Below are 16,758 nucleotides of genomic sequence, written 5' to 3' on the forward strand. Positions count from 1 at the left end.
TATTCTGTCAGAAATTTCGCAATATCGTTCATCCCTAAGTTCACACCTTGTCGGACTCCTCTTGAAGCCGGTCCATCTCGAACAGCCGCGCCAGTTCCGTGCGGGCTTCCTGGGCCGATTGCAATACTTTGGCCGCGTCGTCATACACCGCGTGTTGAGCGGCGAGTAACTGGTGGTCGTGGTTTTTGAATCGATCAATGCGTGCATCGGCCTGGGCCTGGCTCAAGCCGAGGCCGACCAGGGTGCGACGGCTCATTTCCAGGCTGGAGTAGAAGGTCTCGCGCACCGGCGAGGCGTCCAGGTCGACCAGGCGGTGAACGTGCTGGCGGTTACGTGCGCGGGCGATGATTTTCATGTGCGGATAAAGGCTGCGCACCAGGGCGGCGGTCTTGATATTTATTTCCGGGTCGTCCATGGCGATCACAAAAAACTCGGCTTGGTCGACCTTGGCTGCATGCAGGATTTCCGGGCGCTGCGGGTCGCCGTAGAACACCGGCATGCCGCCGAAGCTGCGGGTCAGCTCGATGGTTTCCACCGAGGTGTCGAGGGCAATGAACGAGATGTTTTGCGCGCGCAGGATCCGCGCGACGATCTGGCCCATACGGCCCATGCCGGCGATCACCACGCGGGGCGCATCGCTTTCGATGGTGCGGTATTCCTCCGGCACCTCCACGGTCTTGGCCTTGTGTTTGAACAGCTTGGGGCACACCAGCAACAGCAGCGGCGTCACCGCCATCGACAAGGTGATGGTCAGCACCAGCACATCGTAAAGGTGCGGCTCGAACAGGCCCTGGTCGCGGCCGATCTTGAACACCACAAAGGCGAACTCACCGCCCGCCGCCAGCACGATACCGAGGCGCAAGGCGCTTTCGCGGTTGAGATCACCCACCAGCCGGCCCACGGTGTACAGCAGCGGCAGTTTCAGGCCGATCAGCAGCAAGGTCAGCCCGATCACCATCAACGGCGTGCTGAGCAGCAGGCTGAGGTTGGCGCCCATGCCCACGCTGATAAAAAACAGGCCCAGCAGCAGGCCCTTGAACGGCTCGATCTGGGATTCCAGCTCGTGGCGATATTCCGAATCGGCCAGCAGCAGCCCGGCGAGGAAGGCACCGAGGGCCATGGACACACCCACCAGTTCCATCAGCCACGCGGTGCCGATAACGACCAGCAGCGCGGTGGCGGTGGACACTTCGCGCAGGCCGGTCTTGGCGACGATGCGAAACACCGGGCGCAACAGGTAGCGCCCACCGATGATCACCACGGCGATGCTGCCCAGAATCTGCAGCACGTGTTGCACGCCCTGGGCTTCGGTCGTCGGGTGATCGCTGCCGGCCAGCAGCGGCACCATGGCGATCAGCGGGATCGCCGCGATGTCCTGGAACAGCAGGATGGCAAAGGCCAGGCGCCCGTGGGGCTGGTTGAGTTCCTTGCGTTCGGCCAGGCTTTGCAGGCCAAAGGCAGTGGAGGACAGCGCCAGGCCCAGGCCCAGCACGATTGCACTGTTCCACGGCTGACCAAATAGCCACAGCGCCGCCACGCCCATCACCACGCCGGTGAGCACCACCTGGGCCAGGCCGACGCCGAACACCGCCTTGCGCATCACCCATAAACGTTTGGGCGACAGCTCCAGGCCGATGATAAACAGCAGCAACACCACGCCCAGTTCAGAAAATTGCGCCACGCTCTGCGGGTTGCCCACCAGGCCCAGCACCGACGGGCCGATGATCACACCCGCAAACAGATAGCCCAGCACGGCGCCCAATTGCAGGCGCTTGGCCAAAGGCACGGTCAACACAGCGGCGAGCAGGAACACCACGGCTGCTTGTAACAGGTTGCCTTCATGGGGCATTGAGATCTCCCAGATCTTTAAAGCGAATCAACAGGGCGTTATTAGCGCCTTTTTTACATTTGGAAACTTGTATTTATGTCGCGACAGTCAATGGATGCTGGCTGTAATCCCATTCTGACAGGGAGTTTACGAAAGTATTAATACCATTTAATTCAATGACTTTTCTGTAGGTCTACTACCGTTTCGACAAATTGGATCAATTGTCACCACGGTCAGGTATCTCGAATTCGATGCGTGTGGGTCAATAAAGTTGAGCTTCTACGCACCCATGGATGAAAGGCTTGGACCACAAGGAGTTAAGCGTGGATAAAAGACTTGCTACTGCCGTTGTACCTCGTATTTCTGCGCTTTCTCTTGCTATTCGCCTCGGCGTAGCGGGGCTGGTGATGGGCCTTGCAAGCCCCGAAGCGATGGCGGCCTGCTCGCCCGCAAGCCCCACGGCGGGTGCCACGGTGACGTGTACGGGGGTGCCGTCGTTACCGCTGTTTCTGAACACCTTCTCGAGTGCGGTGAATGACCTGACGGTCAACGTCAACCCTGGCGCGCAGCTCAACGCAACGTTGGGCGGCATTGCGTTGAACCTGACCGGTAACAACACCACACTGAACAACTCCGGCACCATCGACCCGGCGCTGCTCGGGTTTGTATCCGTGCTCAGTGGCGGTGTGGTGGTGGGTAATACCGCGGCCAGTACGGTGAATATCACCAACACGGCCACCGGGATCATCCGCGGTACCGGCGCACTGCTGGGGCTCAATCTGACTTCGTTGGGTGGTGCGGCGCTGAACGTCACGAATGGCGTCGGTGGCACCACCACCCTCACCAACGCCGGCACCCTCGGCTCCAGTTCGTTGCTGGGTCTTACGTTGTTTGCCTCTGACACGCCAGTGGTCGCCGTGCAAGGTGGCGGCCAGGTCAACATGACCAACAGTGGCACGCTCACCGGGCGGGTTGCCTTCGAGGCGTCCACTTTGGGTAATACCTTCGTCAACAGCGGGACCATTTCCGGCGGCGTGTCGATGGGAGCAAACAGCACCAACACCTTTACGGCGGTGACCGGGTCGAGCGTGTCCTCGGGTGGCGGTATCGGCTTGAGCCTCGGCGGCCTGTTGGGCGTAAACCTGACGTTTGCCCCCACCGGCCAGGTGGATGGCGGCGCAAACGGCAGCAACACCTTGATCCTGCAAAACCCCGGCGCCACCGGCAGCAGCGGCACTGGCACGGCGTCCAGCGCCACCTATGTCAACTTCAACAACCTGACCATCAACGGCGGCACCTGGACGTTGCAGGGGCCGTTGGTCAGCGGCAGCACAACGCTCAATGGTGGCATTTCGCAGTTCGATAACAGTGCGACGTTCGGTACTGGGGCAATCACCGCCAATGGCGGGGTTATCGAGGCAACGGCCAATAACCTGACGCTGGCTAACCTGCTCACGTTGGGCACCGGCGGGTTGACCGTCCAGGGCGCCAATACCGGGCTGACCCTGGGCGGCGTGCTCTCGGGCACCGGCGGCTTGACCAAGACGGGCACGGGTCAACTGATCCTCAATGCCGCTAACACTTACACCGGCGCCACCACGCTGTCCGGCGGTTCGGTGCAGTTGGGCAATGACCTGGCGCTGAGCAGCGGCGCTGTCACCGTCACGGCCGCATCGACTTTGCAGGCGCCTGGCACAGTCAGCCTTGCCAACACGTTCACGCTTAACGACAACCTGACGACCGATGTGGCCGGTACGCTGAGCCTGAACGGCGCCATTACCGGCAACGGCGGGCTTACCCAGAGCGGCGCGGGCAGCCTGACGCTCAATGGCGTCAACACCGGCTTCAGCGGCGCCACCAACCTGGGCGCCGGCACCCTGGTGCTGGGCAATAACAATGCCCTGGGCAGCGGCAACCTGAATGTGACAGGTACTGCCAACCTGGACACCAGTGGCGCCTCATTACTGAACAACAATGTCGTCTTGACCGGCGATCTCAGCCTGCTCAACGCCAACCCACTGACCCTGAGCGGCGTGATGTCCGGCGTCGGCGGCCTGACCAAAACCGGCGCGGGCCTGCTGACCCTGGCCGGTAACAACACCCGCAGCGGTGTAACGTCGCTGAATGCCGGCGGTTTGTTGCTCAGCACCAACACCGCCCTGGGGACGGGCGCGCTGAATACGGCTGCGGGCACTTCGCTGGATGCCACGACGGCGGTGACCCTCGCCAACGCGGTCAACCTGGCCGGCAACCTGGGCATTGGCGGCACCGCCGACCTGACGCTGGCCGGTACGATCAATGGCGCTGGCAGCCTGACCAAAAACGGCGCCGCCAATCTAGTGCTCAACGGCGTCAACAACTTCCTGGGCGGCACCACGCTCAATGCGGGCACCCTGACGGCGGGCTCCAACTCAGCCCTGGGTCTGGGTAACTTGACCGTTGGCGGCGCGTCGACGCTGGACAGCAGCGGGGCATTCAGCCTGGGCAACAACGTTGTGCTCAACGCCGGGTTGACGGCCGGCGGTACCAATAACCTGACCCTGGCGGGTGTGCTCAGTGGGGCAGGGCCGCTGACCAAAAGTGGCCTGGCCAACCTGACCCTCAACGGCAACAACACCTTCAGCGGCGGCACCAACCTCAATGCAGGGACCTTGACCCTGGGCAACGCCAATGGCCTGGGCAGCGGCGCCTTGACCGTCGGCGGTGCGGCGACCCTGGACACCAGCGCGTCCTTTGGCATCGGCAATGCCATTGCGCTGAATGCTGACCTTACGGTCGCCGGCAACAACGACCTGAGCCTGAACGGCGTGGTCAGCGGCGCTGGCAACCTGATCAAAAATGGCTTGTCCGACCTGACCCTGGCCGGCAACAACACCTTCACCGGCGCCGTGAACGTGGTCTCCGGCAGCCTGACGTTGCTCAATGCCAATGCCTTGGGCAGCACTTCCGGGGTTAACGTGAGTGCGGGCGCCGGGGTCAACCTGGCCACTGACGTCAGCCTGGCCGGCTTGAGCGGCAGCGGTAGCGTGCAACTGAGTGGCGCCAACAGCTTGACCGTTGGCGGGGTCAACACCACCAGTACGTTTGATGGTGATTTGAGTGGCGCTGGCGGGCTGATCAAGGTTGGCACCGGCACTCTCAACCTTACCGGCATCAATGGCGTCACTGGCAACACGGCGATCAATGCAGGCACCTTGAACCTCAGTGGTTCCCTGGCCAGCGCCCAGGTCAATGTCAACAACGGCGGTACGCTGACCGGTACCGGTTCGTTATTGGGTGCGCTGAACGTCAATAACGGCGGCCATTTGGCCTTGAGCAGCGGCAATACCTTGTCAGCCGGTGCACTGAACATGGTCGCGGGTGGCAACCTGGATGTTGCCCTCGGTGCGCCATCCCTCACTTCCTTGCTCAATGTCGGCGGTAACGTGGCGCTCGCCGGCAACCTGAACGTCACCGATGCCGGTGGTTTTGGCGCGGGCACTTATCGCCTGATCAACTACACCGGCGGCCTGACCGGTGGCCTGACGGTAGCCGGTGTTCCCGTGGGTTATGGCCTCGGCGATCTGCTGGTACAAACCTCGGTCGGCAACCAGGTCAACCTGGTGGTGTCGGCGCCCAATATCCGCTTCTGGGACGGCAGCCAAGCTATCGCCAACGGCGTGGTGGATGGCGGCACGGGCGCCTGGACCGCCGGTGGTACCAACTGGACGTCCGCCGATGGCTTGACCAACTCTCCTTGGTCCAGTGGCTTTGCGGTGTTCACCGGTGCTGCCGGTACGGTCACCGTGCAAGGCCCGCAAGCCTTTACCGGCCTGCAGTTTGTCACCGACGGCTACAGCCTGGTCAGCGGCGCAGGCGGGCAATTGACTGCGATCAATGGCGGCAGTGGCAATGTATCGATGCGTGTAGATCCGGGCGCAACCGCGACCGTCGGGGTCAATATCGATGGCGCCGGCACCTTGAACAAGCTCGACACCGGCACCCTGGTGCTCAACGGCGCCAACACCTATACCGGTGGCACCTTGCTCAATGGCGGCGCGCTTATCGTCGGTAGCAACACTGCACTGGGCGGCGGCCTGTTGACGACAGCGGCCGGGACGACACTGGACAGCAATGCTGCCATCACCTTGGGCAACACAGTGCTCTTGAACGGCGACACCACTGTCGCGGGCGGCAACGCGCTGACCCTTAATGGCGGGATCAGCGGCGTTGGCGGCCTGATCAAAAACGGCGCGGCCACTTTGACCCTGGGCGCAAGTAACACTTTCCTCGGGCCTGTGGCCTTGAACGCGGGTGGGCTGATCCTGGCCGCCAACAATGCCTTGGGCGCTGGCGCGTTGAATGCGGCTGGCGGCACGACACTGGATGCCAGTGCGGCGGTCACTGCCAATAACGCGATCAACCTGGCAGGCAACCTGGGTATAGGCGGCACGGCTGACCTGACCTTGGGCGGTGCAATCAATGGTGCTGGCAGCCTGACGAAAAATGGCGCAGCCAACCTGATCCTCAATGGTGCTAATACCTACCTCGGCGGCATGACGCTGAACGCGGGCACATTGACCCTGGGCAATAACCTCGCGCTGGGCCTGGGCAACCTGACGGTGGGGGGTGCTTCGACGCTCGATAACAGCAGCGCGCTGAGCATCGGCAATGGTGCTGTGCTGAACGCTGCGTTGACGGTGGCTGGCAACAATGACCTGACCCTGGGTGGCCTGCTCACGGGCACCGGCGCGCTGGTCAAGGATGGCGCGGCCAACCTGACCCTTAATGGCCTCAATGCCTACAGCGGCGGAACGACCCTCAATGCGGGTACCTTGACCCTGGGCACCGCGACAGCCCTCGGGACGGGCGCCTTGACGGTGGGCGGCGCGGCCAACCTAAACAATGGCACGCCACTGGTGCTGGCCAATGCGGTCAACGTCAACGCCAACCTCACGGTGGGCAGCCTGAATAACAACCTGACGCTGGCGGGTGTGGTGGGGGGGAGCGCCAATCTGATCAAAACCGGCACTGGCGACCTGGCCCTGACTGGCAACAACACCTTCTCCGGCCTGTTCGATGTGCAAGCAGGCAGCCTTACCACCGTGGGTAATGGCGCGCTGGGCGCAGGCGCCGGGGTCAACCTGGGGAGTGGTACGCAATTGAACCTGGGTGGCTCGGCCAGCCTGGGTGAACTCACCGGCACCGGCGTGGCCGTTGTTGGCACCGGCAGCACCTTGAGTGTCGGCAGCAATAACCTCGACAGCACGTTCGGCGGCGTACTCGCCGGGTTGGGCGGTCTCAACAAAATCGGCAGCGGTGCCTTGACCCTCGGCGGCCTCAGCGTGTTGACCGGTGACACCCAGGTCAACGCCGGCAGCCTGCTGGTCAACGGCGCGCTGGCCAGTACCAACGTGAACGTGGCTAATGGCGCCACCCTCGGCGGCACCGGCACCCTGGTGGGGGCCGTCAACATTGCCGACGGTGGCCACCTGGCCGTCAACTCGGGCAACACCCTGACAGTCGGCTCGCTGGTGCTCAATACCAACTCCAACCTCGATGCCGGGCTCGGCGCCCCGTCTACCGGCGGCACGGCGCTGATTCATGTGGGCGGTAACCTGACCCTGGACGGCACGCTGAATGTCAGCGATATCGGTGGCTTCGGCCCCGGTATCTACCGGTTGATCGACTACACCGGCGGCCTGACCAATAACGGCCTGCAGCTGGGCAGCTTGCCGGTGAATATCCCGGCCACCGACCTGGACCTGCAAACAGCGATCGGCAACCAGATCAACCTGCTGGTCAACGGCAACACCACCGTGCAGTTCTGGGACGGTAGCCAGACCACCGGTAACGGCAGCATCGAGGGCGGCAGCGGTACCTGGACAAGTGGCGCCACCAACTGGACAGGCGTCAACGGTTCGTTCAACGCTGCCTGGGCGCCAAACAGCTTTGCGGTCTTCCAGGGCGCGGCGGGTACTGTCAGCGTGGACGGCGCCCAAGCGATTACCGGCCTGCAATTTGTCACCGACGGCTACAACGTGGTCGGCGGCACGGCGGGGGCCTTGACCTTGTTCAACGGCACCGGCGGCAACACCGCCGTGCGCGTTGATCCGAATGCCACCGCGACCCTGGGCGTCACCCTCAATGGCGGCGGTACTCTGGCCAAGCTGGATGCGGGCACCTTGGTGCTCAATGGCGCCAACACCTACACCGGCGGCACCGCGCTCAATGGCGGTACGTTGGTGGTCGGCAATAACAGTGCGTTGGGCAGCGGTGCGTTGACCGCGTCCAATGGCACCACCCTGGACAGCAATGCCGCTGTCAGCCTGGCCAATGATGTGAACGTCAACGGCACGCTGACAGTCGGCGGCAGCAACGCGCTGACCCTGGCCGGCAGCGTGGCCGGCACCGGTAGCCTGATCAAAAACGGCATCGCCAGCCTGACCTTGAGTGGCAACAACACCTATGCAGGGCCGACGGCATTGAACGCCGGCGGGTTGATCCTGGCCTCTAACACTGCGCTGGGCACCGGCGCGCTGAATGCGGCGGCAGGCACCACGCTCGATACCAGCAGTGCAGTCACCCTGGCAAATGCCGTGAACCTGGCGGGCAACCTGGGCATTCTCGGCAGCGCCGACCTGACCCTTGATGGGTTGGTCACCGGGGCTGGCAGCCTGGTTAAAAGTGGGGCGGGCAACCTGACACTCAACGGCAACAATGCTTACCTCGGCGGTACGCAGTTGAACGCAGGTGGCTTGGTACTGGGCAATGGTTCGGCACTTGGCACCGGCAGCCTGGCCGTCAACGGCGCAGCGACGCTGGATACCAGTGCCGCAGTGGCGCTGGCCAATAACACCACGCTCAATGCTGCGCTGACCGTGGTTGGCAGCAACGACCTGGCGCTTGGCGGTGTGGTTGATGGCACCGGATCGCTGATCAAGAACGGCACTGCCAACCTGACCCTCAACGGCGCCAATACCTACAGCGGCGGCACCACCCTCGCGGCCGGTACGCTGACTGTCGGCAATGCCACGGGCTTGGGTTCCGGCGCCTTGACCGTCAATGGAGCAAGTACGTTGGATAACAGCGTGCCGCTGGTATTGGCGAACGCCGTCAACTTGAATGCCGACCTCAGTGTGGCCGGTAACAACAACCTGACCCTGGCGGGTGTGTTGGCCGGCAATGCAGCGTTGATCAAAAATGGCGCGGCGGACTTGCTGCTCAGTGGTAACAACACCTTCACCGGTCCACTCAATGTGCTCGGCGGCAGTGTGACCACTACAGGTAACGCGGCCTTGGGCAACACCACCGGCGTCAACGTCGGCAGCGGTGCCAGCCTCAACCTGGGTGGCAATGCCAGCCTCAATACCCTGACCGGTACCGGCGCGATTCAAGTGGCGGGCGGCAGCACGCTGGCGGTGGGTGGCAGCAACCTCGACAACACCTTTGCAGGCACGCTCAACGGTGCCGGTAACCTGGATAAAAACGGCACCGGCGTGCTCAACCTGAGCGGCACCAATGGGATCAGCGGCGCGGCCAACGTCAATGGCGGCACTTTAAATGTGAGCGGCTCACTGGCCAGTGGCACGGTGGTGGTGAACAACGGCGCGACGCTGGCCGGTACTGGCTCATTAGCGGGTGCGGTGACGGTGGCTGATGGCGGGCACATCGGCCTGAACGCCGGCAGCACGCTGTCGGTGGGCTCGTTGGTGCTGGGTAATAACGCCAACCTGGACGTCGGCCTCGGCGTGCCGGTGGTGGGCGGTGGCAGCGGGCTGCTGAATGTCGGCGGCGATCTGACCTTGGGCGGCAAACTCAACGTCACCGATATCGGCGGCTTTGGCAGCGGCGTCTACAACATCATCAACTACGGCGGGGCACTCACCAATAATGGCCTGGCCCTTGGCAGTTTGCCGGACAGTGTGATTCCGGGCGATGTGCAAGTGCAGACGGCCATCAGCAACAAGGTCAACCTGCTGGTGACTGCGCCCAATACCACCGTGCAGTTCTGGGACGGCGCCAACCTGATCGGCAACGGCGCCATCGACGGCGGCAACGGCACCTGGGGCACTGGCACCACCAACTGGACCAACGTTGACGGCACCCTCAACCAGAACTGGAACAACAGCTTTGCAGTGTTCCAGGGCGCGGCGGGTAACGTGACCGTGGAGGGCACGCAAAACCTCACCGGCATGCAGTTCGTCACCGATGGCTACAACCTGGCCTCCGGCACGGCGGGCGTGCTCAACCTGGTGAATGGCGGCACCGGCAACACGGCGATCCGTGTCGACCCGAACGCCACCGCAACGTTGGGCGTCACGCTCGGTGGTGCTGGCACCCTGGCCAAACTCGACACTGGCACCTTGGTGCTTAACGGCACCAATACCTACACCGGCGGCACTGCGCTCAATGGCGGCACGCTGGTGGTCGGCAATAACAGCGCGCTGGGCAGTGGCGCACTGACGGCGGCCGACGGCACCACCTTGGACAGCAACGCGGCCGTCACACTCGGCAACGCTGCGGTACTCAATGGTGCACTGGCCATCGGCGGCAGCAATGCGCTGACGCTTAACGGCAGTATCAGCGGCAATGGCAGCCTGCTGAAAAAAGGCGCGGCAACCCTGACGCTCAACGGCGCCAACACCTACAGTGGCGGCACCGGCCTGAACGCCGGGCAACTGACCCTGGGCAATAACGCCGCATTGGGCAGCGGCGCGCTCACCGTCGGCGGCGCTGCGGCGCTGGATGGCAGCACCGACCTGCAACTGGCCAACGCCATCAGCCTGAGTGGGCCGCTGACCCTGGTCGGCAGCAATGCACTAGCGCTTAACGGCGTGGTCAGCGGCACCGGCAGCCTGGTGAAAAACGGCAACGGTGCGCTGCTGTTGACCGGCGCCAACACCTACAGCGGCGGCACCACCCTTAACGGTGGCACCACCACCGGCAACACCAACAGCTTGCAAGGCGCGATTGCCAACAATGCGGCCCTGACCTTCGAGCAAGGCACCGATGGCACCTACACCGGCAACCTTACCGGCGCAGGCGTGCTGAATAAAACCGGCACCGGCGCGTTGCTGTTGACTGGCAACAACACCTTGACCGGCAACACCAACGTCAACGCCGGCAGCTTGCTGGTCAACGGCACCTTGAACAGCGCAGCGGTGCAGGTAGCCAGCGGCGCGACCCTTGGCGGCAGCGGCAGCCTGGGTGGTGCTGTGACGATGGCCGATGGCTCGACCCTCAAGGCCGGGGCGGCGACGCCGCTGTCGGTGGGTTCGCTGGCGTTGTCGTCGGGCACTGCCCTGGACTTCGCCCTCGGCGCGCCTGGCGCATCCACCACGGCGGTGAATGTGGCGGGCAACCTGACCCTTGATGGCACGCTCAACGTTACCGATGCCGGGGGCTTCGGCCTCGGCGTTTATCAACTGTTCCGCTACGGCGGCGCGTTGACCGACAACGGCCTGACCCTCGGCTCGCTGCCGGTCGGCGTGGGTAATCTGAGCCTGCAAACGGCGCTGGCCAACCAACTGAACCTGCTGGTGCAAACCACGCCGGGGCAAATCCAGTTCTGGAACGGCGGCACCACCAACCCTGACGGCACTATCACCGGCGGCAGTGGTACCTGGGGCCCAGGCACCAACTGGACCGATCCAACCGGTACCCAGGGCCAGGCGTCAAATAACCAGTTTGCCGTGTTCGGCGGGCAGGGCGGTACTGTCACTGTGGTCGGCAACCAAGGCTTCACTGGCCTGCAATTCCTTGACCCTGGTTACACGCTGACGGCAGGCGCAGGTGGGACCTTGTCGCCAACCGGTGCCGCAGTGGTGCGTGTCAATTCGGGCGTCACTACCGAAGTGGCTGCGCCAATCGTGGGGGCCGGGTCGATCAACAAACTTGACGCCGGCACCTTGCTGTTGACCGGCGCCAACACCTATTCCGGTGGCACGACCGTCAGTGGCGGTACGCTGGCCGGTAACACGCTGGGCTTGCAGGGTCGCATCCTCAACAATGCGCAACTGTTGTTTGTCCAACCCACTAACGGCACCTTTAATGGTGTATTGAGCGGAACCGGCAGCATTACCAAACAAGGCGCCGGCGCGCTGTTGCTGACCGGCAACCAGCCATTCAGCGGCACGGTGGCGGTGGACCAGGGCGTACTGCAAGTCGGCAACGCGGCCAACCCAGGCGCGGTGTTTGGTGGGCAGGTGATCGTCGCCAACGGTGCAGGCCTGACCGGCAACGGCAGCGTCGGCGCGTTGGTCAACAACGGCAGCGTCACACCTGATAACGGTAAGCTGACGGTGGCCGGTAACTTCACTAATGGCAGTACCGGCGCGTTGAACCTGCTCATCACCCCATCGTCGACCGGCTCCCTGGCCGTTGGGGGTACTGCGAACCTGGGCGGCACGTTGAATGTGGTCAACCTGGCGCCGTACGCCGGCCCGGCCACCTACACGCTGCTCACGGCGGGTGCAGTGAACGGCACCTTCGGCACCACCAATCTGGAGAACCTGGCATTCCTCAATACCGCGTTGAACTACAGCCCTACTCAGGTGGCGCTGGCGGTTAGCCGCAACAACGTCAGCTACGCCAGCGTGGCAGCCACTGGTAACCAACGTGGCGTGGCCGCCGCGTTGGACAGCGGTGCCGCGGTGGGTGGCGCAACGGTGCAGAACGCGCTGCTCAACTCCAATGTTGCCGGGGCGCGCGCCGCGTTCGACAGCTTGTCCGGGGAGATTCATGCCAGCACCGCCAGCGCCATGCTCGAAGATTCGCGTTACGTGCGTGACGCAGTCAACGAGCGCCTGCGTCAGCCCGGCTGCTACCGCGAAGATGACCCACGCAACAGCCTGGCACCCAGCGAAAACCGCCTGAGCAGCGCCGGTTGCCACGGCGAGATGGTCGGCTGGATGCGTGTGTTGGGCACCTGGGGCCACATGGGCGGCGACAGCAACACCGCCAAGCTGGACCGCAACCTCGGCGGCTTCCTGCTCGGCACCGACAAACAAGTGGATGACGCCTGGCGCGTCGGTGTGGCCGCCGGCTACACCCGCAGCGACCTGGACGCCAAGCGCCGCAGCTCCAGCGCCGACGTCGACAGCTACCACTTGATGGCCTACACCGCGTACCAGCAGGAAGCCTTCGCCGCTCGCATGGGCGTGGCATACAGCTGGCACGACATCGAAAGCAAACGCGATGTGGCCGTAGGCGGCGTGGGGCAACGCCTCAAAGCCGACTACAAAGCGCGCAGCGCGCAAGTGTTCGGTGAAGTGGGCTACACCATTGAAACCGGCAAAGTGGTAGTAGAACCGTTCGCCGGCCTGGCTTACGTCAACTACGACAGCGACACGATCAAGGAGAAAGGCGGTTCGGCGGCCCTGCGCGGTGATGCCGATCAGGACGTGACCTTCTCGACCCTGGGCGTGCGCATCGGCCAGACCATCACCTTGGGTAACGGCTCGAAAATCACCCCACGGGGCAGCATCGGCTGGCGTCATGCCTTTGGCGACACCAAGCCGGATGCCGACCTGAGCTTTATCAACGGCGGTGCATCGTTCAGCACCCAAGGTGTGCCGATCGCCAAGGACAGCGCGGTGGTGGAGGCGGGCGTGGACTACCAGATCAGTCAGAATGGCAAGTTGGGCCTGGGCTATTCCGGCCAACTGTCGCGCAACGATAAAGACCATGCGATGACGATCAGCTTCTCCCTCGGTTTCTGATCAAAGCCGAGTATTTTTAACCGCCCGAAAGGGCGGTTTTTTTTTGGAAATATTTCTTAACGCTATTCGATGGTTTGCCAATAGGGCAGGGTTGTTGCTCAGCGTCTGGTCAGAAGGATGTACAAACAATTTCCCCTGGAACCCGGCTGGTAATGCAGTCTTTTCTGAATCTAAAGTATGCTCTTGAGTTTATATTCCTTAGGTGGCATATTCGCATGGATTGGGACGTTGAATACACGGATGAATTCGCAGAATGGTGGGATGAACTGGGCGCAAAGGAGCAAGTCTCCGTGTCCGCCAGCGTAGATCTGCTGGGGCTTTTCGGGCCTGGCCTGGGCTTCCCCCATACCAGTGATATCAAGGGTTCCCGGCATGGCAACCTGCGGGAACTGCGGGTCCGGCACGCCGGCCGGCCCTATCGAGTGCTGTATGCATTTGATCCCCGGCGCTGCGCTGTCCTGCTGATCGGCGGCGATAAAGCCGCACACCCCAGGTGGTACGAGGTGCATGTGCCCTTGGCCGAAAATGTGTACGACATCCATTTGCAAACATTGCGTAAAGAGGCCCGTCACCATGGCTAAAAAATTCGCTGAACTTCAAGCGCGCATGACCCCGCAGTCGCGTGCCGAAGCCGAGCAGCTGTTCCGCCAGCACCTCAAGGAAATGCCCCTGCATGAGCTGCGCAAGGCCCAGCAACTGAGCCAGGAAAGCCTGGCCAAGGCGTTGAATATCAACCAGGCAGCGGTTTCCAAGATGGAGCGGCGTACCGACATGTACATCAGCACGCTGCGTGACTACATCCGGGCAATGGGCGGCGAGTTGGAAATCATCGCGACCTTCCCGGATGGCCAGGTCAAGATCGACAACTTCGCTCACTAAGTCACAGTGGACCACCCCGATGAATCAGCTCCTGGCCATGCGCGCCTTCGTCCGTGTTGTCGATACCGGTTCATTCAGCCGTGCATCCGACCAGTTGGCGCTGCCACGCTCTACCGTCAGCAAACTCATCACTGACCTGGAAAGACACCTGGGTACCCAGCTGATGCACCGAACCACCCGCGCCCTGGCGCCCACGCTTGAAGGGCTGGAGTATTACCGCCATGCGCGACGGCTGGTGGCTGAGCTGGATGAAGTGGACAGCGCCGCACGCGGGCAGATCCTCAAGCCCGGCGGGCACCTGCGCGTGGATGCACCGGCCTCGTTTGCCAATTGCCTGTTGATTCCGGCGTTGGTGGACTTTCATCGTGAGTACCCCGATATCACCATCGCCTTGGGCATCAGCGACCGTGCGGTGAATATTGTCGGGGAGGGCGCCGATTGCGTGATCCGTGCTGGCAAGCTGGAAGACATGGCGATGATCGGGCGCAAGGTGGCGGACCTTGAATACCTGACCTGTGCGGCACCCAGTTACGTGGCGCGCCGGGGTTTGCCGGTTTCGCCCGAAGACCTTTTAAACAACCACCTCAGGGCCGGGTATTTTTTTGCTGGGTCGGGCAAGCCGGAGCCGCTGATTTTTGAGCAGGGCCAGCAACGTATCGAGGTCAACGACTGCGCTTTTTCGACTAACGAAGGCAACGGCCTCAAGGAAATGCTGCTCGCGGGCCTTGGTGTGGGGCAGCACTTCAAGTCGATCGTGCAGCACTACCTCGATACCGGCCAGTTGGTTGAGGTGCTGCCGGGTTGGTCGCGCCCGGCCACGCCATTGCATATCCTCTACCCACCTAACCGTCATCAGAGTGCGCGGCTCAAGGTCTTTACCGAGTGGGTGATCCGCACGTTTGGGGTCAGGGAATAATCGCGGTTACGCGTATCTCCACGCGCATGGTTGGCAGTCCCAGGGCCTCGACGCCGACTTGCGTCCAGATCGGCGCATGGTGGGGCATGTAGCGCCGGTATTGCTGGACCATCGCTTCGTTGACCTCAGGTGCAAACCCACCGACGTGGTAGGAGTTTATGTGAATCACATGCTCCCAACCCGCGCCGGCGGTGGCCAGGGTTCGGTCCAGGTTGTGAAACGCCTGGGCGATTTCTTCACTGAGGTCGGCGGGGATCTGGAACTCATCGTCCCAGCCGCCCTGGCCTGACGTTTCCACGCGGTTACCGATTTTCACTGCTTGGGAATAGTGCAGGTGTTCGCGCATGGTATCGCCATAGCCTGGGGTGACAAAAAATTCGGGCATGCTCATGGTATTTCCTCGGTTGAATACACGACCCGACGAATGCTAATAGAGCGAATGCGCGAACAATATCCCAAGTTTCTGTCATGACTATCTACTGGTATGCACAATCGGTTTGCGATAAAGCCCGACTGCCAAGCCGCTGATAATCACTGCGATAAAGACCAGATTGGCTGTGGAAACACTCTCGCCCAGTATCAACATCGAACTGGCAATCCCGAACACCGGGATCAATAGCGACAGCGGCGCTACCGTGGACACGGGGTACGCCTTGAGCAACGTGTTCCAGCCCCAGTAAGCAAAGTGCGTGGCCAGGTAAACCTGAAACAGCAGCGACCACACGGCGGTGAGGTCTAGGTTGGCGGGGAGGCTTACGAACGCACCGTCGCCGTGCACCCACCAGGCCATCAGGAACAGCGGGATTGGCGGAAACAGGCTGGCCCAGACCATGAACGAAAAGATTTCTTTAACCCCCGACGTCTTGATGATGACGTTGCCGATGCTCCACGCCAGTGCGCTGAACACGATCATCAGCACGCCGAGCGCAGCGTGTTCGCCTTGCTGGTTGGCGATGATCCCGGTTAATCCGATCAAGGCCAGAAAAGCCCCGGCCCACTGCGCGCCGCGAATTTTCTCCTTGAATAGCACGCAGCCCCAACCCAGGGTGAAAAACACGCTGAGCTGGATGAGCAATGAGGCAATCCCCGGGCTCACCCCAAGCTGGATGCCATAGTTGATCACACCCCACATGCCCAGCCCGAAGATCACGCCATAGGCCGCTACATAACCGAATGGCACGGCGGGGCGCTTGATGACGAACACCAGGGGCAAGGCGGCGAGGGCGAAGCGCAGGCCGGTGAGTAAAAAAGGGTCGATGGCCCGCAGGCCCAGTTTGGTGATGGGGAAATTCAGCCCCCAGGCCAGCGTGACCAACAGGGCAAGTGCCAGGTGTTTCTTGTGCATGGACGTTCCTTCGAACCGGTTGCTTCAAAGGGTTGAAGGTTAGAGCTCGGGCGTATGGCCCGCTTGCCATGTCAGGTCATACTTTGAC

General features: G+C 62.4%; 7 protein-coding genes. 4 read left to right on the forward strand and 3 right to left on the reverse strand.

Annotated elements, in window-relative coordinates; all coding sequences use genetic code 11:
- Positions 1-40 precede the first annotated feature (40 nt).
- On the reverse strand, positions 41-1,849 hold the full coding sequence (locus tag AOA62_RS17260; RefSeq protein ID WP_099549260.1) for a monovalent cation:proton antiporter-2 (CPA2) family protein: 1,809 nt from the start codon (positions 1,847-1,849) through the stop codon (positions 41-43).
- A 302-nt stretch (positions 1,850-2,151) separates the two neighbouring features.
- On the opposite strand from AOA62_RS17260, the gene AOA62_RS17265 reads away from it, so the two are divergent.
- The 4 genes from AOA62_RS17265 (at position 2,152) to AOA62_RS17280 (ending at position 15,325) form a co-directional block, all read left to right on the forward strand.
- Entirely contained in the window at positions 2,152-13,530 is an 11,379-nt protein-coding gene (locus tag AOA62_RS17265) for an autotransporter-associated beta strand repeat-containing protein (protein WP_099549261.1), read from the forward strand.
- A 215-nt stretch (positions 13,531-13,745) separates the two neighbouring features.
- Positions 13,746-14,111 (forward strand): type II toxin-antitoxin system RelE/ParE family toxin, encoded by a 366-nt coding sequence (locus AOA62_RS17270; protein ID WP_080593813.1) that lies wholly within the window; start codon positions 13,746-13,748, stop codon positions 14,109-14,111.
- Positions 14,104-14,409 carry an XRE family transcriptional regulator gene (locus AOA62_RS17275; protein ID WP_017139630.1) on the forward strand — a complete coding sequence of 102 codons (306 nt, stop codon included), beginning with the start codon at positions 14,104-14,106 and terminating at the stop codon, positions 14,407-14,409. Before AOA62_RS17270 ends, AOA62_RS17275 begins: the two co-directional genes overlap by 8 nt.
- A gap of 19 nt (positions 14,410-14,428) precedes the next feature.
- Entirely contained in the window at positions 14,429-15,325 is an 897-nt protein-coding gene (locus AOA62_RS17280) for a LysR family transcriptional regulator (protein ID WP_099549262.1), read from the forward strand.
- Here the strand turns inward: AOA62_RS17280 and AOA62_RS17285 are convergent.
- Together AOA62_RS17285 and AOA62_RS17290 are read right to left on the reverse strand one after the other, a co-directional pair.
- The gene (locus AOA62_RS17285) at positions 15,315-15,716 is read right to left on the reverse strand and encodes a RidA family protein (protein WP_017139628.1); all 402 of its coding nucleotides are present in this window, start codon (positions 15,714-15,716) and stop codon (positions 15,315-15,317) included. The genes AOA62_RS17280 and AOA62_RS17285 overlap by 11 nt on opposite strands.
- Positions 15,717-15,797: 81 nt before the next feature.
- A complete protein-coding gene (locus AOA62_RS17290) occupies positions 15,798-16,670 on the reverse strand; it encodes an EamA family transporter (RefSeq protein ID WP_099549263.1) in 873 nt (290 codons plus the stop codon).
- Positions 16,671-16,758 lie beyond the last annotated feature (88 nt).

Origin of the sequence: Pseudomonas sp. 2995-3, assembly GCF_002742565.1 — a bacterium.
In the GTDB taxonomy this organism is placed as follows: domain Bacteria; phylum Pseudomonadota; class Gammaproteobacteria; order Pseudomonadales; family Pseudomonadaceae; genus Aquipseudomonas; species Aquipseudomonas edaphica.